The 21788-nt window shown below is 37.3% G+C and carries 17 protein-coding genes; 5 read left to right on the top strand and 12 right to left on the bottom strand.

Annotation, left to right across the window (positions count from 1 at the left end; translation table 11 throughout):
* Window positions 1-82 precede the first annotated feature (82 nt).
* The gene (locus tag ACOH2D_RS03525; RefSeq protein WP_449534374.1) at window positions 83-4024 is read right to left on the bottom strand and encodes an AsmA family protein; all 3942 of its coding nucleotides are present in this window, start codon (window positions 4022-4024) and stop codon (window positions 83-85) included.
* A gap of 299 nt (window positions 4025-4323) precedes the next feature.
* Between ACOH2D_RS03525 and ACOH2D_RS03520 the strand changes: the two genes are divergently transcribed.
* The 3 genes from ACOH2D_RS03520 to ACOH2D_RS03510 all read left to right on the top strand — a co-directional run bounded on the left by ACOH2D_RS03520 (window position 4324) and on the right by ACOH2D_RS03510 (window position 6473).
* Window positions 4324-5514 carry an NlpC/P60 family protein gene (locus ACOH2D_RS03520; RefSeq protein ID WP_348038147.1) on the top strand — a complete coding sequence of 397 codons (1191 nt, stop codon included), beginning with the start codon at window positions 4324-4326 and terminating at the stop codon, window positions 5512-5514.
* Between the two features lie 274 nt (window positions 5515-5788).
* Entirely contained in the window at window positions 5789-6127 is a 339-nt protein-coding gene (locus ACOH2D_RS03515; protein WP_348038149.1) for a type II toxin-antitoxin system RelE/ParE family toxin, read from the top strand.
* A 4-nt stretch (window positions 6128-6131) separates the two neighbouring features.
* The gene (locus ACOH2D_RS03510; protein WP_348038151.1) at window positions 6132-6473 is read left to right on the top strand and encodes a helix-turn-helix domain-containing protein; all 342 of its coding nucleotides are present in this window, start codon (window positions 6132-6134) and stop codon (window positions 6471-6473) included.
* A 142-nt stretch (window positions 6474-6615) separates the two neighbouring features.
* Here ACOH2D_RS03510 and secA read toward each other — a convergent pair whose 3' ends face one another.
* The 8 genes from secA to ACOH2D_RS03470 all read right to left on the bottom strand — a co-directional run bounded on the left by secA (window position 6616) and on the right by ACOH2D_RS03470 (window position 16757).
* Window positions 6616-9969, bottom strand: a complete 3354-nt coding sequence (gene secA, locus ACOH2D_RS03505) for a preprotein translocase subunit SecA (RefSeq protein ID WP_348038153.1) — start codon at window positions 9967-9969, stop codon at window positions 6616-6618.
* 175 nt (window positions 9970-10144) lie between these two features.
* Window positions 10145-10366, bottom strand: a complete 222-nt coding sequence (locus ACOH2D_RS03500) for a DUF2795 domain-containing protein (protein WP_010177336.1) — start codon at window positions 10364-10366, stop codon at window positions 10145-10147.
* A gap of 159 nt (window positions 10367-10525) precedes the next feature.
* Window positions 10526-11098 carry a cob(I)yrinic acid a,c-diamide adenosyltransferase gene (locus ACOH2D_RS03495; protein ID WP_449534373.1) on the bottom strand — a complete coding sequence of 191 codons (573 nt, stop codon included), beginning with the start codon at window positions 11096-11098 and terminating at the stop codon, window positions 10526-10528.
* Window positions 11099-11285: 187 nt separating this feature from the next.
* Window positions 11286-12617: a DUF58 domain-containing protein gene (locus ACOH2D_RS03490; protein ID WP_449534372.1), complete on the bottom strand. Its 1332-nt coding sequence runs from the start codon at window positions 12615-12617 to the stop codon at window positions 11286-11288.
* Between the two features lie 166 nt (window positions 12618-12783).
* Window positions 12784-13839, bottom strand: a complete 1056-nt coding sequence (locus ACOH2D_RS03485; protein ID WP_449534371.1) for an AAA family ATPase — start codon at window positions 13837-13839, stop codon at window positions 12784-12786.
* A gap of 4 nt (window positions 13840-13843) precedes the next feature.
* On the bottom strand, window positions 13844-15049 hold the full coding sequence (locus ACOH2D_RS03480; protein WP_348036638.1) for a DUF4350 domain-containing protein: 1206 nt from the start codon (window positions 15047-15049) through the stop codon (window positions 13844-13846).
* A complete protein-coding gene (locus tag ACOH2D_RS03475) occupies window positions 15046-15774 on the bottom strand; it encodes a hypothetical protein (protein ID WP_449534370.1) in 729 nt (242 codons plus the stop codon). Before ACOH2D_RS03475 ends, ACOH2D_RS03480 begins: the two co-directional genes overlap by 4 nt.
* Window positions 15771-16757 (bottom strand): stage II sporulation protein M, encoded by a 987-nt coding sequence (locus ACOH2D_RS03470; RefSeq protein ID WP_449534369.1) that lies wholly within the window; start codon window positions 16755-16757, stop codon window positions 15771-15773. The genes ACOH2D_RS03475 and ACOH2D_RS03470 overlap by 4 nt, the downstream gene beginning before the upstream one ends.
* Window positions 16758-16781: 24 nt before the next feature.
* On the opposite strand from ACOH2D_RS03470, the gene ACOH2D_RS03465 reads away from it, so the two are divergent.
* Both ACOH2D_RS03465 and ACOH2D_RS03460 read left to right on the top strand, forming a co-directional pair.
* Window positions 16782-17498 carry an RDD family protein gene (locus tag ACOH2D_RS03465; protein ID WP_449534368.1) on the top strand — a complete coding sequence of 239 codons (717 nt, stop codon included), beginning with the start codon at window positions 16782-16784 and terminating at the stop codon, window positions 17496-17498.
* Window positions 17499-17931: 433 nt separating this feature from the next.
* Window positions 17932-18552, top strand: a complete 621-nt coding sequence (locus tag ACOH2D_RS03460; RefSeq protein ID WP_449534367.1) for a trimeric intracellular cation channel family protein — start codon at window positions 17932-17934, stop codon at window positions 18550-18552.
* 240 nt (window positions 18553-18792) lie between these two features.
* Here the strand turns inward: ACOH2D_RS03460 and ACOH2D_RS03455 are convergent, their stop codons facing one another.
* The 3 genes from ACOH2D_RS03455 to ACOH2D_RS03445 form a co-directional block, all read right to left on the bottom strand.
* The gene (locus ACOH2D_RS03455) at window positions 18793-19209 is read right to left on the bottom strand and encodes a type II toxin-antitoxin system VapC family toxin (RefSeq protein ID WP_449534366.1); all 417 of its coding nucleotides are present in this window, start codon (window positions 19207-19209) and stop codon (window positions 18793-18795) included.
* Window positions 19206-19454 carry a DUF6364 family protein gene (locus ACOH2D_RS03450; protein ID WP_449534365.1) on the bottom strand — a complete coding sequence of 83 codons (249 nt, stop codon included), beginning with the start codon at window positions 19452-19454 and terminating at the stop codon, window positions 19206-19208. The genes ACOH2D_RS03455 and ACOH2D_RS03450 overlap by 4 nt, the downstream gene beginning before the upstream one ends.
* A 145-nt stretch (window positions 19455-19599) precedes the next feature.
* A complete protein-coding gene (locus ACOH2D_RS03445) occupies window positions 19600-21756 on the bottom strand; it encodes a M3 family metallopeptidase (RefSeq protein WP_449534364.1) in 2157 nt (718 codons plus the stop codon).
* Window positions 21757-21788: the final 32 nt, after the last annotated feature.

The following is a 21788-nucleotide window of genomic DNA, read 5'->3' as shown; positions in this document are numbered from 1 at the left end:
TTATTTTTTGTGAAATCAGACCTTTCAGGTTTTAACTCGTCCGCCGAAGCTTCAGCGTAGGAGGAAAACCTGAAAGGTCTTTTCATTCCTGCATCTTTCTCAATTTCCGATTTCCTAATTTGATTTTGACTTTGAGCTTTTGTTTTCTAACATTTTTATTGTTTTTATCTTGAAGAAATTGGACAAAGAATTTTGCCCCCGCGTCTTTATATGCTTTTTTTTCGGGTAGCGACAAACCATCATTTCTTTTAAGGTTTTGCCAAGGTACAGATAACCAGATATTCATATATTCATCAAGCTTCAAATTACCTTCAGCAAACAGATGAATGGCTGACGATTGGATTTCTGTTTGGGGAATGCTGATGTTGCCATTTCTAATTTCAAAAGTTTGAACGATGGGTCTGAATTGTAGATTTTTAAAGCGTTCGGCTTTCATCAACGGAACATTTTCCATGAGGGGTTTGTAATTGTAAAGTGCGAAGTTTTTCAGTTCCAGTTGTAGAATTCCGTTCAAGGAATTCACCTTTAGTTTTCCTTCCATATCTAAACTTCCATATCCCTTTATCTGGAAATTTAAATTTCCTTGAATGCTGTCTGCTGCTCTTAATTCGTCATTATTAAAATAATCGAAGCTGATCAGAATCTCGTGCAGATCCATGTTATTGACAATCATGTCAATGACAACAGGCGTTTTGTTTTCAGTGGCTATTCCCACAGAAACATCCATTTTTATGGAGCCACCATAATAGTCAAGCTGCGTATCATCAATTTTGAAATCTCCATTCTTATCAAATAAAAGCGCGGATTCAAAACCAGTAATAATCAATCGCTCATGTTTTAAGGTGTCTATTTCGATGACAACATTTGGATAAAATGACTTGTTGATCTTTCTCATGGATTCTTTCCACTTATTAAGGTCAAAAGACTTGTTGTCCGGATCTCCAATTGTCGATTGCTCTAAAAACTCCTTAATGTTGAAAGTGTCGATATAAGGTGCATAGACGGAAAAATTGGACCTGTGATTGTTGAGGTCATTTCCATTATTTATAAATTCAGAAAAATGATCAATGGCTCCCGAAAAATAGACTTTACTTTTTCCAGGCAATTTGATATCAAGTGTTTTTAGCGTCGCTAAATCATTATTTATTTCGATATGTAAACTATCCATAGGAATTTGAAGGTTGGCCGCTTTATAATGCACCATAGTGCCGCCGATTTTTAAATCGCCAAATCCCTCAGAGTTTAATAACTTCAAATCTTTGGATTGGGCTTTGTAATTTCCAAAGAACTCAAAATCGCCCGACTTAAATACAAAATTTGTGGTTTTTAAATAGTCATTTAAATCTTCGGATTTCCCTTTGACCTTGACATAAAAATCGAGGTCAAACGGATTGTTTTTTAGAAGTTCTGTTTGACTTGAATGTGCATTAATTTCGCCGTAGATATTGGCTACGGTTTCTTTGTAATGTAAATCCAAATAATTCAATTTCAGAATGGAATCATTTTCAAAATAGATTTGAGCCTTTATATTCTCAGTAATCAAAACTTTATATTTTAGAGAATCGATGTCCAGTTCAATTTCCGGATTAAATCTATTGATGTCTTTAAATATGGTATGCAGTGCCTTTTTGCTTTTTTTGGCTTTAGGTTTCTCTTCGTTTTTAAACGAATTGACGGTAGCCAATAATTCATCACCATCCATAAAAGAGGCGGTAATTTTTAAAAACACAGATCCAGGATCTTGAATCTCATCCAATAAGATATTAGGAAATTGTTTTATGTTTCCATCGAGCATAATATGATGAAGTTCGTCGATTTTCAAATTAAATTGCTTGAGAAGAATTTCTGAATTATCAATGATTAGAGATAAAGAATCAATAGCAATCTCCATCTCTGCCGGCTCATAATAGAGATTTATATGGTTCAAATTTAAATCGCCTTGAGCGCTGTTCAAAAGTTCATTAAACTGCTTGATATTGCCTTTTATTTGTCCATTGAATTTATAGTCGCCTGAATCTATTCTGAAAAGTGTGATGTTGAATAAGTCTTTAAAAACCTTTATTGGACCACTGGAAGTCGCTTCAGCATTCAAATAGATGGCATCATTTAAGTTGCTTTGTGGGCCATGTACTCTAACTTTGCCCTTCAGATGTGTGATGGCCTCATCATATTTGAAGTTGAAATTACGCAGCAAAATGGTTTCAGAATCGATGAGCTCAATATTCGATTTTAGATCATTTATACTGACGTTATTGTATTTTAACTCAGCGATATCGATACTAAACTGCGGATGAAATTGGCTGTAAATAGCTTCAAGTGTTTCGTGTAAATCTTTGCGATCGTCAATTTTTTCATTGGATTTTGGCACAAATTCTTTCGCCATAACAAGCAGATCATTAATGTTTAGGTTTTTAGAATGTATTGAGATTTGGCTTGTGGTTGGAAGGGTTGGAGTTTTGGAAAGCAGTCCGGAGATGTTTTTTAGGCTTCCCGTAAATATTAAATCTTCTCCATTTAATAATTTGATGACTAGTTCCCTTAACAAGGCGTTTTCTTTTTGTAAAGACACGGCGATGTACTGTATCGGCAGCTGAAGCCCGTTTTTCTTTAGGACGACGTGGGTATCGTTTAAATTAAATTCGCCAGTTGCTTTATTTAAAAACTGATACGGATTTGGAATATCGCCCTCAATATGGGTGTTCAAATTAAATTTCCCACCTTTAAAATCAAAATTATCCGTGTCAATAATGGAAGCTAAAGTGGCATTGCTGCCATTTAAACGCAGATTTGCATTTATGAAATTTAAGGCTTCAGGCGTGCTTTGAAAATAAGAATCACGGAAGTCAACCTTTATGTCATCTAAGATGGCATTTAGGCTGTCAAAATAAAGTTTAAAGTCCTTGGTTGACTTCTTTAAAATTCTCAAGCTATCCGTCTCATAAATATCAGTAGTAAAATTGCCGCTAAAAGACGTGTTCTTAAAATGAAATTTATTCGCAATGACAACGTCATTATTGGTGGTGGAGAATGTAGCCGTAATATCCGGATCGTTGCCATAGGCAAAATTACCTGCAATTTTAGCACTGGTTTTAAAAGGCTTTTGAATGTCATAATTTTTCAGTTTATCTGATAGATTATTCGTAAGTAAACCTTTAACAGCTTTAAAATCAGTTTGTGAATTTTCTAAATTGAACACATAGGCGCTGATTTCAGATAAGTCAAAAGTGGCATGGAGCTGAAATGTTTGATGATCAATCTGGAGAGGGAAAACAGGAATGTCTATTTGGTTATTATCTATGTCGAAATTGAATTTTGAATTTCCCGTAACATGTGCACCATTAAAAAAACTACCGTTTTGAGTGTTAAATCCTAAGTTGTTAACCGTTATATCTAGTTTGGTTGTACCATTTATTTGTTGATCATTACCTTTAAAGTTGCTTCTGATGCTGTGAATGTGAAGGTTGAAGTTCTTGTTTAAAACTTGATCTTTCATAATGTATTTTACATTATCCAGTGTTAAAGACGCACCTTCCCTATTGAGCCATTCCGGAAATTGAAATCCTTTGCGCTTTGGCCGATCTAATTTTAATTGCTCATGATAGGCCAAGGTTCTTTTTGAAATTACTTCAGAAGAAAATACGGCGTTTTTGATAGCAATTCTTTTAAATGCAAAATCGCCACGCAAAAGTTTTCCAGCGCCAATAACTAATTTGGTTTCTTCTATTTGAAGTGTCGAAAATTGATCTGTAATAGTATCGCTATTGGTGTGATGGATGTCTTTTAAAGTAAAACCAACGTTTGGAAATCCGCTTAAAAAACTAGCGTTTACTTTTCCTATGGTCAAAGTGCCTGTGCCGTTCTCGCTGTAACGCTCCTGCAACATATTAAGGATACGGTCTCTATTAAGCCAGCCAATGGTAAAAAGAGTGATGGGGAGAAAAATAATAATGGCTAAGGTCACAAGAGTCCTTTTAAGCCATTTTCGGCTTTTAGATGCTTTGACCTTGACATTCTGGGTTTTCAAGTTGAAAGTTTATTGAAAAATAAGGAGAAAATTTGGAATGAAAATATTATGACTCCAAATACTTGATTGACGGTTCTGTGCCAATTAAAAGTTAACATGAAATAAAGACGAGTCCTTAAAAATCTTTCGGTCATTACAAACCCATTTTGAAGACCTAATTATGTAGCAGTTCTTGGTGTATTGTTGTGTTTTTAGAAAGTAAACTTCATAAACAACAGCATCTGTTTAAAAAGTATGTTAAGAATCTATAAAAGAATGGTATAATTTTATATTTTGCTGTTTTTAAAAACAAAATAGAAATGGCACAGAAAATAGCAAAATTAGGTTTTTCCCTTTTACTTCTTGGAGGCGTGCTTAGTTGCACAGACAAAGTTGAAAACAAGGAGTATTTGACCGATGAAATAGAAGTTGTTAAAACCCAATATGCTCCAGATAAAAGAGTTGCTCTCTTTGATGTCAATGCAGAAAAAAGCGGTAACGCATACATTTTAAAAGGCGAAAGCAATTTGCCAGATGCGGTGGCGACTTTGAAAAGTAATCTTGAAAATGCTAAAATTGAATATGTAGATAGTATTCAGCTTTTGCCAGCAGCCAAATTGGCCGATAAAACAAGAGGCTTGGTAACCATATCCGTGGCCAATTTGAGAAGTCAGCCAAAACATTCGGCTGAATTGGCTACTCAGGCTACTTTAGGAACTCCGGTAAAAATTTTGAAAAACGATGGAAGTTGGTTATTAATCCAAACCCCAGATCATTATTTATCGTGGGTTGACAATGGTGGCGTTGAACCGATTACCGAAGCCGAACTTGAGCAATGGAAAAAGGAGCCTAAATTGATTTATACGAACATCAGCGGGAGCAGTTATTCTGAACCTAATACAGCATCACAAGTAGTTTCTGATATTGTGGCAGGGGGGATTTTACAGATTCTAGGCGAGGAGAAAGGTTTTTACAAAGTTTCTTATCCTGATCAAAGGATTGCATTTATCAATAAAAATGAAGCTGAGCTTTATGACTCGTGGATATCACAAGCTGATCCATCGGAAGAAAATTTGGTAGCCACTTCAAAGAGTTTGATGGGCTTGCCTTATTTATGGGGCGGAACGTCGCCAAAAGGTGTGGATTGTAGCGGTTTTACTAAAACTATCTATTTCTTAAATGGAATTGTTTTGCCGAGAGACGCTTCACAGCAAATACACACGGGAGAGCAAATTGATGATACTAAGAATTTTAAAGATCTTCTTCCTGGAGATTTATTGTTTTTTGGGACTAAAGCAACGGACTCAACTAAAGAACGAGTAGTGCATGTAGGCATGTGGATTGGTAATAATGAATTTATTCACTCTGCCGGCCGCGTTAAAATAAATAGTGTTGATAAGGATGCGCCAAATTATGACGCGTATAATGTCAATCGCTATCTACGTACCAAAAGACCATTGAACGGGCCTAAAGAGGGTTTGATCAATTTAAAAAGCACACCACTTTTATAGTTAGATGACGAGATTGCTTATCGTGACTTTACGATGTAGTCACTTTCTTTTGTATCTATCAATTTTAGATTAGAGAAATCACAAAACCAAAAAATCCTGACATCTTATGTTATCAGGATTTTTTTTATTCAAGAGACCTCACAGGTTTTAAAAACCTGTGAGGTCTTTTTTGCATTATCACCCTAATTGCCTTTAGCAAAAAACGCGTCAAAAGTTTCCATATAGTTCAACTTTTAGGTGTATATTTGTTATTTAAAACGAACAAATGAACTGAATGAAACCAAAATTTGAAATTGTCTTCCTCGATCAAGCAATCGACTTTATGGCCAGTTTAGACTCTAAAACCAAACAGAAGATCTATTATAATTTAGACAAATCGAAATTGGAAAATGATCCTAAATTGTTCAAAAAGTTAAGCGGAGACATTTGGGAATTCCGAACAAAATACAACAAACTTCAATTCAGACTTCTCGCATTTTGGGACAAAAGTGATAAAGTTGAAACACTCGTCCTTTCTACTCACGGAATCGTTAAGAAAACGGATAAAATCCCTAAAGCTGATATTGAAAAAGCAATAAAAATTAGAGCAGAATATTTTGACCAAAAAGAGTAATGTTATGGATGCAAAAAACAGAAAAATGAAAATGATGACGCTTGATCAAATGAAGGACCAAGACATTGGTAAAATTGGAACTAAGGAACGTGATAAATATGAATTTGACCTCCGACTGGAAGTTTTGGGAGATATGATAAAATCCGTCCGAAAAGAACGCAAACTCACACAGGAGCAGCTTGGCGAATTAATCGGCGTACAGAAATCACAAATTTCAAAATTGGAGCGAAATACAAAAAATGTTACGATAGAAACTATTTTAAAAGTTTTTGGAGCATTAAAAGCAAATGTTAAGTTTAGTGTGGAAATAAATGAAGCGGAATTCACAGTTGTGTCAACGCAATAGCGGAATATTTGCTTGTTCAAATTTAACAATAGAACTAAAGATGTAGACTAATCGTTTGAAGGTCTTAAAACGCAAAAAAATCCTGACATCTTATGATATCAGGATTTTTTATTAACGAGATTCCTGCCTCCGCAGGAATTTGTTATTCTTCAGTCAACACCCAATCCCCTTTAGCTAATAAAGGCTCTGCTTGTTTGTATTTTAAAGATTTGTTTTCACCACTCAATACATGTTTGATGGTAACTTGCTCATTACGACCAATTTTTGGTTTGTCGCGTACAATGGTTTCTACCACTTCTTGACGTTGTGTATTGCCTGCAGCCCTGCTTTGATTAGAGCGCTCGTCCAAATTCGGGATTTCTTCCTTGTTGGTTTCTAGTTTTTCTTTAGAACGTACTTGACGTGCTTCCTGAATGGCATCCGTGGATTCTGATGGCAATTCACCTTTAAATAAAAAGGAGATCACATCTTTATTCACTTGGTCAATCATCACCTTAAACAATTCAAACGCCTCAAACTTGTAGATCAACAACGGATCTTTTTGCTCATGGACTGCCAACTGAACTGATTGTTTCAATTCGTCCATTTTGCGTAAATGCGTTTTCCAAGCATCATCAACAATGGCCAAGGTAATGTTCTTTTCAAAATCATTGATCAACTGTTTACCATGGGTTTCATAAGCTTTTTCAAGATCGGTAACGACTTGTAAATTCTTAACGCCATCAGTAAACGGCACCACAATACGCTTGAATTTATCACGCTGTGTTTCGTAAACGTTTTTGATCACAGGGAAAGCCATATCGGCATTACGCTGCATTTTTTCTTTATAATGGCTGAAAGCTGCTTTGTATATTTTTCCAGCAATTTCCTGATCTGACATTTTGCCGAATTCTGCCTCTGTAATCGGCGAGCTCATGGAGAAATAACGAATCAGTTCAAATTCAAAGTTCTTAAAGTCGTTTGAAGCTTTGTTGGTTTGCGAAATGTTTTCTGAAGTATCATAAATCATATTCGCAATGTCGACGCGTAAACGTTCGCCATGCAACGCATTGTGACGACGTTTGTAGATAACTTCACGTTGGGCATTCATGACATCATCATATTCCAATAAACGCTTACGGACACCAAAGTTATTTTCTTCAACTTTTTTCTGTGCACGCTCAATGGATTTTGAAATCATAGAATGCTGAATGACTTCGCCTTCCTGTAAGCCCATTCTATCCATCATTTTTGCAATACGCTCACTTCCGAACAATCGCATTAAATTATCTTCTAAAGACACATAAAACTGTGAACTTCCTGGATCTCCCTGACGTCCGGCACGACCACGCAACTGTCGGTCAACACGACGCGAATCATGGCGTTCTGTACCTACAATGGCCAAACCGCCTGCTTTTTTAATCTCATCTATTAACTTTATATCCGTACCACGACCCGCCATGTTGGTAGCAATGGTTACTTGTCCTGGTTTTCCAGCTTCAGCAACAATATCTGCTTCTTTTTTATGGAGTTTCGCGTTCAATACATTATGAGGCACTTTACGTAAGGTTAACATCTTACCTAATAACTCACTGATTTCAACAGAGGTTGTTCCAATTAAAACTGGACGACCTGATTCCGATAATTTAGTGACTTCATCAATAACGGCGTTGTACTTTTCGCGCTTGGTTTTGTAAACCAAATCCTCACGGTCATCACGAACAATAGGTCTGTTGGTTGGAATTTCAATCACATCCAATTTGTAGATTTCCCAGAACTCTCCAGCTTCAGTAACAGCAGTACCTGTCATCCCCGCTAATTTGCGGTACATTCTGAAGTAATTTTGAAGCGTTACCGTTGCAAAAGTTTGGGTAGCAGCTTCAATTTTTACGTTTTCTTTGGCTTCAATCGCTTGGTGCAAACCATCGCTATAGCGACGTCCATCCATGATACGACCTGTTTGCTCATCAACAATCATGACTTTATTGTCAATGACCACATATTGAATGTCTTTTTCAAATAGGGCGTAAGCTTTTAATAATTGGTTCAAGGTGTGGATACGTTCAGATTTGATACCGAAATCCCTGAATAATTCTTCTTTAGCTTCCGCTTCTTTTTCTTTAGAAAGGTTTTGAGATTCAATTTTTGAAATCTCCATTCCGATTTCTGGCATCACGAAGAAATTCGGATCATCGTTACCAGAAAGGAAATCAACACCTTTATCGGATAATTCAACCTGATTATTTTTTTCGTCAATCACGTAGTACAGATCCGCGTCGATTTTTGGCATCTCACGGTTATTATCCTGCATGTAGTGATTTTCAGTTTTCTGAAGGAGTTGCTTGATCCCGTCTTCACTTAAGAACTTGATCAAGGCTTTGTTTTTAGGAATCCCTCGGTAAACTTGTAATAATTTAAAACCACCATCTTTCATATTGCCTTCAGCAATCAGTTTTTTGGCTTCCACCAAAACGCCAGTCAAATATTGACGTTGAACGGCTGCAATAGCATCAACTTTCGGTTTTAGTTCATTAAATTCATGACGTTCGCCTTGCGGAATTGGCCCAGAAATAATCAATGGCGTACGAGCGTCATCCACTAAAACGGAATCCACCTCATCCACAATGGCGTAATGGTGCGGACGTTGTACTAAATCGTCAGGCGAATGTGCCATATTATCACGCAAATAATCGAATCCAAATTCGTTGTTCGTTCCGTAAGTAATATCGGCGTTGTATGCTTTTTTACGTGCTGCGGAATTTGGTTGATGGTAATCAATACAATCCACGCTCATGCCGTGAAATTCAAATATAGGGGCCATCCACGCGCTATCACGTTTGGCCAAGTAATCGTTGACCGTAACTAAGTGCACGCCTTTTCCGGCGAGGGCGTTGAGGTACATTGGAAGTGACGCCACAAGGGTTTTACCTTCTCCAGTTTGCATCTCGGCAATTTTACCTTGATGAAGTGCCACACCACCAATAAGCTGCACGTCATAGTGAATCATGTCCCAAGTAATTGGTTTTCCGGCGGCATCCCAAGAGTTTGCCCAAATGGCTACGTCATCCTCTAAGGTCACATAATCCTTTCTTCCAGAAACTGCACGGTCAAAAGCACTTGCGGTTACTGCGATCGAAGAATTGTTTACAAAACGTGTTGCGGTTTCTTTAACAACTGCGAAGGCTTCTGGTAAAATATCGTTTAGAACCTCTTCTGTAACTTTATAGATATCATCTTTAATACTGTCTATTTTAAGATAAATATCCTCACGTTCATCAATGTCTTCTGTGGTTTCTGCTTCTTTTTGAAGTTTTTCAATAGTCTCATTAAAAGGTTGTCGTGCTTCGGCAATCTTCGCTTTGAAAAAATCGGTCTTTGCCCTTAATTCGTCATGCGATAAGGCTTCCATAGCTTTTCCGAAGCTTTTAACTTTTTCTACAATAGGAGTGATGGCTTTGACATCCTGTTTGGATTTATCGCCAACAAATACCTTTAATACTGAATCTAAAAAACTCATAAGGTGTTCTTATTTACACTTCGACAAGCTCAGTGTGCATTAATATAAATATGTCGTTTGTATGCTGTGTTTACCGTTTAAGGCTCACAAATATACGGTTTGTGCTAGGTTTATTAAAAAATAGCGCACAAAAAAAGTCTCTTGAGGAGACTTTTTAACTATTCTTTAGATTTATCTAATATTCATCCTCATTCCAGAGGTAATCTTCATCGGTTGGGTAATCTGACCAAATTTCTTCTATTGAATCGTAAGAATCGCCTTCGTCTTCAATAGCTTGCAAATTTTCAACCACTTCTAAAGGTGCACCAGTACGGATAGCGTAATCGATCAATTCGTCTTTGGTGGCTGGCCAAGGTGCATCACTTAAATAAGATGCTAGTTCTAGTGTCCAATACATTTGTTATTCATTTAAATTTTTGCAAAAATAAATTTTTTGTTCATTAAATCAAGTAAAAAATGAATTATTTCATAATTAATAAAAAGAACGTATAATTATCACATAATTTCTTGATTCTTAACAGGTCATCAAAAAAAATATAACTGCCAAATAACCCTGCTATTCTTTTTGAGGAATCCATTGAATTTCGTCAGCGTGTAAATCATGAGACAACTTTCGTGCCAACACAAATAGATAGTCTGACAACCGATTTAAATACATTAATGTCTCCGGATAAAAAGGCTCTGCGTCATTAAGTGCCGATGCCAAACGCTCGGCCCTACGGCACACACAGCGCGCTATGTGACAGAATGACACAGTTTGATGTCCGCCGGGTAACACGAAGTGTGTCATTTCTGGCAAGGATTCATTCATCAGGTCCATTTCGTTCTCCAATCGTTGGATGTCCTCTGAAGAGATTTTTGGAATGTTCAAGCGTTCTTTGCCACTTTTGAGTATGGCTTTATTTGGATCGGTTGCTAAAATAGCGCCAACCGTAAATAAGCGATCTTGAATGATCATTAAAATTTCTTTGTGATGTTGATCAATATTTTGATCTCTAATCAAACCGATATGAGAATTCAGTTCGTCAACCGTGCCGTAACTATCAATGCGGATATGGTGTTTTGGGACTCTTGTGCCACCAAATAAAGCGGTGGTGCCTTTGTCGCCTGTTTTTGTATAGATTTTCATGTCGTTATAATTTGAAGTTCGGAGCACGAAGCTCGAAGCATGAAGTACGAAGATACGATAGAATGGAAAATTATTTCACGACAGCACGAATGTTTTTTGGAAAGTTAGAAGTTTGAAGCACGGAGCATGAAGTCTGACGACTGCCGACTGAAGACTGCCAACTGAAGACTGAATACTTCCAACTAACCTAAAGCAATCCCCGCGATTTAATCTCCAGATACTTATTAATCGTATCAATGGTCAAACTCTCAGGCGTCGTTAAAATAGAGTAGATGCCATATTTTTTCAATTCCTGAACGATGAGTCGCTTTTCAAAGGCGAATTTTTCGGCAATAACTTTGTCGTAAACTTGCTGAATGGTGGCTGCTTTTTCGTCTACAATGCTGTTCAATTCGGTATTTTTGAAGAAAATAACGACAATCAGATGGTTTTTTGCAATCGCTTTCAAATAAGGTAATTGTCTGTTTAAACTGTCTAAAGTTTCAAAATTGGTGTAGAGGAGAATGAGGCTTCGTTGTGTAATATTGCGTTTGATATTGGCATACAATCGGCTGAAATCACTTTCAAAATAATCAGTTTTGATATTGTAAAGCGATTCTAGGATTAATCGCATTTGTGAATTCCGGCGCTGGGCGACCACGATGTTTTCGACATTCTTGGAAAAAGATAACATGCCAGCTTTATCGTGTTTTTTTAAAGCAATACTGCTGATTACTAAAGTGGCGTTAATCGCATAATCCAATAAGCTCAAGCCTTCAAAAGGCATTTTCATCACACGGCCTTTATCGATGATGGAATAGATGGGCTGTGATTTTTCATCCTGAAATTGGTTGACCATCAAACTGTTCTTTTTGGCGGTCGCTTTCCAGTTAATGGTTCGTAAATCGTCGCCGATGACATAGTCCTTGATTTGTTCAAACTCCATGGTATGACCAATGCGTCGGATTTTCTTAACGCCATAATCCTGCAAGGTATTATTGACATTCAAGAGTTCAAATTTGCGCAATTGCTTAAAACTTGGATAGGTGGGCACCATCGCATTCGTGTCAAAACGGAAACGTTTGGCAACCAAGCCTATTTTTGTATAGGCATAAATATTAAGCGTTCCAAAGTGATATTCGCCCCGTTCTGTAGGTTTGAGCTTGTAGGCAATGCGGTCAGTATTTTTTGCTTTGATTTCTAACTTCAGATTAAAATCACGCACTTGAAATTGAAAAGGCACTTCATCGATTACAGTCAAATAGACGGTAAACGGGTAATTGTTCTCAATATTAATTTCGACTTGATTATTATCGCCATTTGAGAACTTATCAGGCAAAATACGATGGCCGACAATTTTATTTCCACCAAAAAAAACAATGATAACGTCCAAAAAAAATAACATTAGCACGACCAAAATGGAGAGTTGCGCAACTCCAAATAAAAACGGAACAAAATAACTGAATACAAACAGGGTTATAATGAACAATCCACTATAAAAAAACCGAGGCTGTAGGTAAAAGGGTTTAAGGAATTTCAAGTTTATAATTTGTTTTTTGCCATGAACCTGCCCGTCCATTCAGGCGGGTTAACGAATGTTTTTAATAAGCTTGGAGTTGGAAGCAAGAAGCATGAAGTCTGCCAACTGCTGACCGAAAACTGAGACTGCGACTGCTAACTGAAGACTGAAAACTGCCAACTGAACCCTACCTCGGAATCTCAACATTCTCAATAATCTGTTTGATCACATCGGTACTCGTGATGCCTTCCATTTCTCTTTCTGGAGTTACTATCACACGATGGTGTAATACAGGGATGGCAGCGCGTTTAATGTCTTCAGGAGTTACAAAATCACGTCCTGACATGGCGGCAAAAGCTTTACTGGCTTTTAAGATGGCAATGGAGGCTCTTGGGGAAGCGCCCAAATACAAAAATTGATTGTTTCGTGTGGCCATAATCAAATCGGCAATGTATTTTAACAAATGCTCTTCTACTAATACTTGCGTTACGAGCGCTTGGTATTTGATGATTTGTTCCGCCGTTAAAAATGGTGTGATGGCATCTGTTTTGACACGATCCTGCAAATTGTGCTCGCGCATTAAAATCTCAATTTCCTCTTCTAGATTGGGATAGCGCACTTCAATCTTAAATAAAAACCGGTCGAGTTGCGCTTCGGGCAAACGGTAGGTGCCTTCTTGTTCAATCGGATTTTGGGTGGCCAGAACCATAAATGGAGAATCCAGGTTATAATAATTACCATCAATGGTAATTTGCTGTTCTTCCATAACCTCAAACAAAGCAGCCTGTGTTTTTGCCGGTGCTCGATTGATTTCGTCAATCAAAATCATATTGCTGAAAATAGGGCCTTTTTTAAACTCAAATTCGGTCGTTTTCAAATTGAATACAGAGGTTCCTAAAATATCACTCGGCATTAAATCGGGCGTAAACTGAATTCGGCTAAATCCAACGCTTAAGGATTTCGCCATCAGTTTCGCCGTAATCGTCTTCGCGACACCTGGGACACCTTCAATTAAGGAATGGCCTTTGGCGAGTAAAGAGGCCATCAGCATATCTAACATATCCGATTGGCCAACGATAACCTTGCTCATCTCTTCCTTGATCTTTTGCACATTTGTTTGCAGTTCAGAGAGGTCGAGGCGGTTGGTAAATTGAATGTCTTCCGAGGTTTCTTCCTGAATGATTTCTGGAATTGGTGTGGATTCTATTGGTGTTAGTCCTTCAAAAGGGTCTTGATTTTCCATGTATTTATGAGTAAAATTCTTCAATGTGTTTATTGAGTTTCAAAAGGTTTTCTTCAAAAAACTCATTCTTGGTCCGTAACCAATTGATGAAATTAATGGTTTTTTTGACGGATTCTTTCTTCTTTCCAGATTTTTGAGAGAGTTTGGTAATGAACTCGTCGTTTAAATTGGTGGTGTCTAAATTGTAATCGGATCGTATCTTCTCTAAAAAATATGTAATTTTCTTATCGATGAGGTTTTTATGATCTTGTGTTTCATAATAGAGATTGGAAATGGTTTTTACAAATCCGACGGTTGTGTTTTCCAATGGTTTTACAATCGGAATGATGCGTTGGCGTCGTTTGGCATTAAAAACCATAAATAATAAAGTTAGAAATAGAGCCAAATACCAAGCCCATTTGAAGGATTGCTGTTGTAGAAACCAGCTCAAATTTGATTTTTCTTGAGCATCGCCATAGTAGGAATCGAAAAACTTGGTATAGGAATCAAAATAGATCGTCTCGTTTGGTAAATAGGAGAGTACGCCTTCCGTATAAAGGTAGCGCTGATCCTTTAAGATGTTGTAATTGGTAAAGACTCTCGGCTCTAAATGTAAATAGATGGTTCCGTCTTCAAAAGGAATTTCCAAAAAATTGGTAAAATTAGGGTCATCGTTCACATAGCCCAAAGCTTTATAGTTGTTGGCTACAAATTTCGAGAAATAGGCAGAGCTTTCACTTTTATCAATGGTTGTGTTTTTAGATGTTAAACTCGAATTATTAAAGTTCAGTTTTGCAATAATGTCTTTGTTTTTAATGCTATCTACGGTTAAATTCAAAGTATCCAATAAAGTTTGTGGGAAAGTGTAGTCGGACATGAAAATGGTGTTTCCGCGGCCTGCAAAAAGGAGTAATTCTTCTATATCTGCGTCCACTAAATAATCGGAATTACCGACTAATATAAAATTTCCTTCTGCCACGTGGTCGCCATAGCCATCTTCTGAATTCGCATAAAAATAGTTGTAAGGCGTATAGTAAATGGTTTTCATTTTCTGATCCTCAAACAACTTCGATAATTCTTTATAAAACACACTGACGCCGTAAGGCTTGTTGCTTTTTTCATTATAACTTTCTTCCCAATCTACCGTGCGATTATTGCTGTAATCGATTGTGATGGCAATCGTGATGACGGTTGCTGCAATGACGAGTAGGGTAACTAAGGTTTTGTTCATGAGTTGATCTCTTTAATAAGTTGAACAAAACTAGCCTTGGCCAATTGGTATTGCTTCATATCCAATGCAAACTCGCCATACCAGGTATAATTATAAATGTAGGAGGTATAGGCAAAATCCTTGCTGAATTTTTCAGCGGCAATCGCATTCATATAATCGGCGTTGGTTTTATCATCGGCGTATTTAATGAAGTTTTTGAGGGTCAATTGTTTTAAAACCAGTAAATAATAATATCGGATGGCCAATCGATAATCGTTGGTGTTTTCGGCATTAGCGATAAGGGTTTTAATGTCGGCATGCTTTATGTTTTCAGCAGTGATTTCGCCGTAAGATTTCAGTTTCTCATTATTTCTTGAAGAAAATAGTTTGCTGCTCCCATCATTTAAAAGCGTGTAGGCTAAATAGCCGACGGCAACAATCAGAATAAGAATGAACAACCAATTGAGCGCATTGAAGTTGAATGAAAAATCATTTGCGTTATTGTCCTCTTTTGAATACGGTTTGTTTTCAGAATATTTAGACGGATCGCCATGTTTTGATGAGGCGGAGCGCACTTCTTCCTTGCCTTCGTAATTGTACTTTCTGCCTGAATAATTGTCCTTAAAACCCTCTTTAAATTGACGTTCAGTTTGTGGTTGCTGCATAGTAGAACTTGCCCAAAGTGAAGTATTCACATTGAGCAGAAACATGCAGGCCATAAAAATAAGCGTCAGGTTAAATTTCATTTAAGCGATTGTGGGATCAGTTGTGCGTCGAGTTTTTTCTTTAAAACAAACGGATAGATGAGATAATAGTAGCTAATACATCCTAAAGTGACCAAGATAATACCAACGGAAATCATTTTGGGCATTTCTTGAGAGTATCTTGTGATGAAACCTTCTAAAAATCCGGCGAAAAAAGTAAAAGGAAAGGTGCTGATCAATATTTTGACGCCTGTTTTGGCGCCTTCTTTAAACGAAGTGAATCGTGAATGCGTGCCAGGAAACAAAATGCTTGCTCCTAATATCAATCCTGCCGCTGCTGATATGACAATGGCAAAAATTTCCATGGCACCATGAATCCAAATGCCTCTGACGCTTTCCCAAAAAACGTCCTTTTCATGAAAAAAGTATTGGAAAGACCCGAGCATGATACAGTTTTTGAATAAAATATAAACCGTACCGAGTCCGCCGAAAATACCCAGAACGAAAGCAATCACACCAACGCGTAAATTGTTTACGGTAATCCCAATAAAACTTCCCCAATTGCTGCCGCTTTTATAAACTGCCACAGGATTGCCAGCCTCAATGTTTTCTAAAGTCATGTTGACATATTCATCGCCTAAAATAGAGCGGACAAATTCGCCATCATTGGCGGCTGAAAAAGCACCAATCATAGTGAAAAGCGTGAAAATGATAAAGGCGATATAGACGAACTTCCGGTATTGGTACATAATTAAAGGCACTTCCGTTTTCCAAAAAGCGACGATTCTGTTGCTGTCTTCGCGTTTGGTTTTATATATTTTCTGAAAAGCCTTGGCCGCCAATTGATTTAAGTAGGTAATTACTTTACTTTTGGGGTAGTAAGTTTGCGCGTAGGATAAATCGTTAATCAATTGGATGTATTGTGAAGCGAGTTCATCCGGATTTTTAAAATCGTTATTGAAAATGGCAGTTTCAAAACTCAGCCATTTTTCCTTATTTTGCTTAATAAATGCAACTTCTCTCATACAGTTGTTAAAATAAATTATAATATGTCAGAGTTACAAATTAACACCACCCAAAATGTGAAAATTAACTTTACGGCTTCTGGCGTGGGCGAACGTTTGTTGGCTTTTGTGATTGACATGCTGATTAAGATAGGGTATATCACAATTTTGAATATGACGGTTGGTGCTTTTGAGGATATGGATCAGTGGTCGCAAATTGGCATCAACACTTTACTTGGTTTGCCAGTTGTTTTTTATACGCTGGTTCTGGAAGCGCTAATGGAAGGACAGACCATAGGGAAGAAAATCATGAAAATAAAAGTCGTGAAGATTGATGGCTATCAAGCATCGCTCGCCGATTATGTAGTGCGCTGGTTTTTTAGGATTGTGGATATTTATATTTTAGGTTTGGGGTTTTTCGTTATTCTCTTTAGTAAAAGATCTCAACGTTTAGGAGATATGGCAGCGGGAACCGCGGTTATTTTATTAAAAGACAAAGTGAATATCAGCCATACCATTTTAGAGGATTTAAGTGAGGATTATCGACCGACCTATCCAACCGTAATTAAGCTTTCCGATAACGATGCTCGCATTATAAAAGACACTTTTACCACCGCAAAATCAGCCAACGATTATCAAACCTTGATTAAGTTGCGCAACAAAATAACCGAAGTTATAGGTGTTAAGGCAATTAATGGGAATGATGTTCAATTTATTGATACGATTTTAAAGGATTATAATTATTACACGCAAAGTATGTAAGCAGCGAACCATATTTTCCTTTTCGGAAAATATGTGTGAGTCGCTTACCCTGAGCCTGTCGAAGGGTCTCAAAACTGACAAGTCTAAATCTAAATTGCATATTTTCCTTTTCGGAAAATATGTGCTAGTCGCTTACCCTGAGCTTGTCGAAGGATCTCAATAAGATAAACGGAACACAATTTATCAATTGTCTATGTAAATTAATATAGCGTCCCTCTTGGACTCATTCAATTCTATCTATGTGATTGCTATTGATATTTTGCCCCTCTGCGGCAATGTGTGTTGAGGGATTTTTTAATTAGCAGAATATTATCACTTCCTTATCCATCATCCAAACCTCAAAAACATCTCATTTTACATTTTTTCCATTAAAGATTCAGATTGCACAGCGCGTGTTCTTATCTTTGCTTACTGAATCTTTTTCCTAGAAACTATGTTTATACAGACCCTTGATGTTTTGGGGACGATCGCTTTTGCTATTTCTGGTGTATCTGTAGCAATGAACAAAAGAATGGATGCTTTTGGCGTTCTTATTATTGCTTTTGTGACCGCTGTGGGTGGTGGAACCCTTCGTGATGTTTTAATTGGGATAACGCCAGTAACTTGGATGACCAATATGACTTATGTATATGTGATATTCACGGCCACCGTTTTCACGATCGCCTTTAGACGAAAAATCAATCATTTGCGGATGTCTTTACTGCTTTTTGATTCGATTGGTATTGGGCTTTATACCGTGGTGGGTATAGAAAAAGGTATAGCGGCAGGTTTACATCCCATTATTTGTATTTCGTTAGGCACGATGACTGCTTGTTTTGGCGGTGTGATTAGGGATATATTATGTAACGAGATTCCTGTGATTTTTAGAAGAAAGGAAATTTATGCAACGGCCTGTATTTTGGGAGGGATTGTCTATTTTCTTCTAAGACTATTTCCAATTCCTGATAATATTATATTTATGGCTTCAGGTTCTGTGGTCATTATTGTGAGATTGATTGCCGTACGATTTAGTATCACTTTGCCAAATATGTATAAGCGGGAAGAAAGGTTTTAATATTGTAATTGACTTCTGAGGGATTGAATTTTCATCTTTAAAGATTATCTAAAGCTAATTGCTTTAACTTCTAAGAATTTTGACACGAATTTCACTAATTTTCACAAATTAGCGCCATACAGAGCTTACTGGTAAAAATATTTTATGTTAATTTCACGAATGTAACAGACTTTCATTCTGTTTTAAAATCCCTCGCCAAAGTGCATGTCGAGATAATATGTCACTTTAATCTATAGTTCTTTATTTCAGGCTACTTAAAAACTCTTGAGCATTCATTACAGTAATTAAGGATTTTTTAAAATCTTTGCCATTTCGAGTAATGATGATTTCGCATTCTGATTCTGTAGCGGTAAAATATTGTAATGCATCTTCAAAGTCTTTGAAAGAGGAATTTAGTGCTTTTTCAACAGTTTGTTCGTTAAGCCTACATGTTTCGCTAATGATGCTGAATTTCCTTAGTTTTTCTCTTGCAATTTCAGGATTTTCAAATTTTGAAATAAAATAATTGACAGTAGCGAATGAAATGGGGGACACCACCATCGTCACTTTTCCTTTTTCGGCTAAGGTTGCAATTTTGGCAATTGGCTCATAAAATGGTGCTCTTTCTCCCAGTAAATCCAACATGACATTAGTGTCTATGAAAAGTCTTTTTGTCATTTGTGTTTCTCAAGAAGGTGCTCTGAATACTCTTTTTTATAATCTAAATCAGTAGGGACTTGTTTTCCTGTGGCGATACTTTTGACAAAAGGCGATATATCAAACTCATCTTTAGAATTCTCTGAAGTTAGCGACTGAAGATATGTCTCCACTATTCTGGAAAGACTTGTGTTTTTTTTGGAAGCATATTTTTTCGCTTTCTCAATGACCTTTTGATTGAGCTTCAATGTCAGTTTGGTGTCCATCTTATAAAAAGTTATACGTATAAATATAATAAAATAATGCGTACAATTAACATGTTGTATCATATTCTTGGCAAACTCTTTAAAATTAGGATAAAAAAAAGCCACGTCTCAAAAACGTGGCTTTGCAATATAAAATAAATAATAATTAACTTTTCGGAACAGGGAATCCTCTGTCTCTCAACAAGGCTTCGATTTTTGCATCGCGACCTCTAAATAGTCGGTAGGCTTCTGCTGGGTCCATTGAGTTTCTTGGTGCAAATAAGTATTTAACCAATTTATCAGCCATGTCTTTATCGTAAAACCCGCCCGGCGCATCTCTAAACGCTTCTGAGGCATCTGCTGTTAAAACATCTGCCCACATATAACCATAATACGCAGTAGCGTAGCCTTCGCCTGAAAAGACGTGACCAAATTGTGGTGTTCTATGACGCATGACCAATTCTTTTGGCATGCCCATTTCGCCTAAAGTTTCACGCTCAAATTTGGCAATATCTATATTTTTTGGATCGGCCAAATGTAATTTCATATCCATCAATGCTGATGCTAAAAACTCCGTAGTTCCAAAACCTTGGTTGAACGTGGATGCCTTTTTGATTTTAGCAACCAATGCCGCCGGGATAGGTTCGCCAGTTTTGTAATGTACCAAAAACTGATTGATCACTTCGTCGGTAGATAACCAACGCTCCAATAACTGCGATTGGAATTCGGTATAATCCCTCACGCCACCATTTAAGGTTGGGTATTTTACGTTAGATGAAAAGAAGTGCAAGGCGTGACCAAATTCATGGAAGAAGGTCGTTGCGTCATCCCAAGACACTAAAACAGGCTCACCAAGAGCAGGTTTTACGAAATTGGAGTTGTTGGATGCTAATACTGTTTTGTCGCCGTCAAACGTCGTGTGGCTTCTGTAAGTTGTTGCCCATGCTCCAGAACGTTTTCCTTGACGTGCAAATGGATCCAAATACCATAAGCCGATATGTTTTCCAGAATCTTTATCCGTAACATCCCAAACTTTTACATCTTCATGAAAAACAGGCACAGATCCTTCTGCAACTGGGGTAAATTCATAATTGAATAAGCGTCCAGCAGTGTAAAATAAGGCCTGTGTCAATTTGTCAAGTTGTAGGTACTGTTTTACTTCTTCACTATCTAAATCGTATTTCTTTTGACGTACTTTCTCGGCGTAATATCTGTAATCCCATGGTTCAATCGTAATGTTGTCGCCACTGGCATTCGCCACAGCTTGCATGTCCGTTACTTCTTCTTTAACTCTTGCAATAGCAGCTGGCCAAACAGCCATCATCAAATCCATGGCGTTTTCTGGAGTTTTTGCCATACGATCTTGTAAGCGCCACTCAGCATAGTTATCATAGCCCATCAGTCCAACGCGTTCTTTACGGAGTTTTAAGATCTCAGCAATGAGTTTTTTGTTGTCAAATTCGTCATTATTATCGCCACGGGAATAGTAATTGTTCCATACTTGTTTGCGCAATTCGCGTTCCGTAGAATAAGTTAAAAATGGATCGACAGATGAGCGTGTGTTCGTAATCGCATATTTCCCTTCTTGTCCTTTTTCCGAAGCAATTTGAGCAGCCGATTTCACAAAAGATTCAGAAAGCCCGCCGATTTGATCCGCATTCAAATACGTTACATAATTTTCTTCATCATGTAAAACGTTGTTTGAGAATTTGGTATAAATTGACGAAAGTTCTTTGTTGATTTCAGCGAAACGCTTCTTTTTTTCAGCATCCAAGTTAGCGCCATTCATTTCAAAGCTTTTATAGGTCAAATCAACCACACGTTGTTGATCGGCTTCTAAAGGTGTTGTTTGAGAGGCTTCATAAACTGCTTTAATACGCTGAAACAGTTTTTCGTTTTGCGAAATTTTAGAGTTGTACTCTGATAGCTTAGGCGCTAATTCCGCTTGAAGGTCTCTAAATTCAGGAGAAGAGACGTTGCTGCTCATAATCCCGTAATAGGTAAAAACGCGTTCGAGTTCTTTTCCAGAACGTTCCATTGCAGCCATGGTGTTTTCAAAAGTTGGTGCTTCAGGATTATTGGCGATTTTTTCGATATCTGCCAATCCAAGTTCCATGCCTTTTTCCATAGCGCCCTTGACGTCTTCAACTTTCATTTTGTCAAATGCAGGAACGCCATTGTAAGGTCCTGTCCATTCTTGAAGTAAAGCATTGTCATTTTTAGCCATAGTGTCTTCCTTTTTTTCTTCGTTCTTACAGCTTGAAAAAGCAATAAGCGCACATAAACTCAAAGTTTTAAGGTGTTTTAAATTGTTTTTTGTCATTTGTTTTTTTAGTGTTGATTTGTAAAGAGTTC

The organism is Gelidibacter sp. (assembly GCF_053579655.1).
This window is presented reverse-complemented; position numbering and strand designations above follow the sequence as displayed.

Excerpts from the sequence above, each read along its gene's own strand:
- ACOH2D_RS03520 (WP_348038147.1), top strand. The coding sequence starts at position 4,324 with ATGGCACAGAAAATAGCAAAATTAGGTTTTTCCCTTTTACTTCTTGGA.
- ACOH2D_RS03515 (WP_348038149.1), top strand. The coding sequence starts at position 5,789 with ATGAAACCAAAATTTGAAATTGTCTTCCTCGATCAAGCAATCGACTTT.
- ACOH2D_RS03510 (WP_348038151.1), top strand. The coding sequence starts at position 6,132 with ATGGATGCAAAAAACAGAAAAATGAAAATGATGACGCTTGATCAAATG.
- secA (WP_348038153.1), bottom strand. The coding sequence starts at position 9,969 with ATGAGTTTTTTAGATTCAGTATTAAAGGTATTTGTTGGCGATAAATCC.
- ACOH2D_RS03500 (WP_010177336.1), bottom strand. The coding sequence starts at position 10,366 with ATGTATTGGACACTAGAACTAGCATCTTATTTAAGTGATGCACCTTGG.
- ACOH2D_RS03495 (WP_449534373.1), bottom strand. The coding sequence starts at position 11,098 with ATGAAAATCTATACAAAAACAGGCGACAAAGGCACCACCGCTTTATTT.
- ACOH2D_RS03485 (WP_449534371.1), bottom strand. The coding sequence starts at position 13,839 with ATGGAAAATCAAGACCCTTTTGAAGGACTAACACCAATAGAATCCACA.
- ACOH2D_RS03480 (WP_348036638.1), bottom strand. The coding sequence starts at position 15,049 with ATGAACAAAACCTTAGTTACCCTACTCGTCATTGCAGCAACCGTCATC.
- ACOH2D_RS03475 (WP_449534370.1), bottom strand. The coding sequence starts at position 15,774 with ATGAAATTTAACCTGACGCTTATTTTTATGGCCTGCATGTTTCTGCTC.
- ACOH2D_RS03470 (WP_449534369.1), bottom strand. The coding sequence starts at position 16,757 with ATGAGAGAAGTTGCATTTATTAAGCAAAATAAGGAAAAATGGCTGAGT.
- ACOH2D_RS03465 (WP_449534368.1), top strand. The coding sequence starts at position 16,782 with ATGTCAGAGTTACAAATTAACACCACCCAAAATGTGAAAATTAACTTT.
- ACOH2D_RS03460 (WP_449534367.1), top strand. The coding sequence starts at position 17,932 with ATGTTTATACAGACCCTTGATGTTTTGGGGACGATCGCTTTTGCTATT.
- ACOH2D_RS03455 (WP_449534366.1), bottom strand. The coding sequence starts at position 19,209 with ATGACAAAAAGACTTTTCATAGACACTAATGTCATGTTGGATTTACTG.
- ACOH2D_RS03450 (WP_449534365.1), bottom strand. The coding sequence starts at position 19,454 with ATGGACACCAAACTGACATTGAAGCTCAATCAAAAGGTCATTGAGAAA.
- ACOH2D_RS03445 (WP_449534364.1), bottom strand. The coding sequence starts at position 21,756 with ATGACAAAAAACAATTTAAAACACCTTAAAACTTTGAGTTTATGTGCG.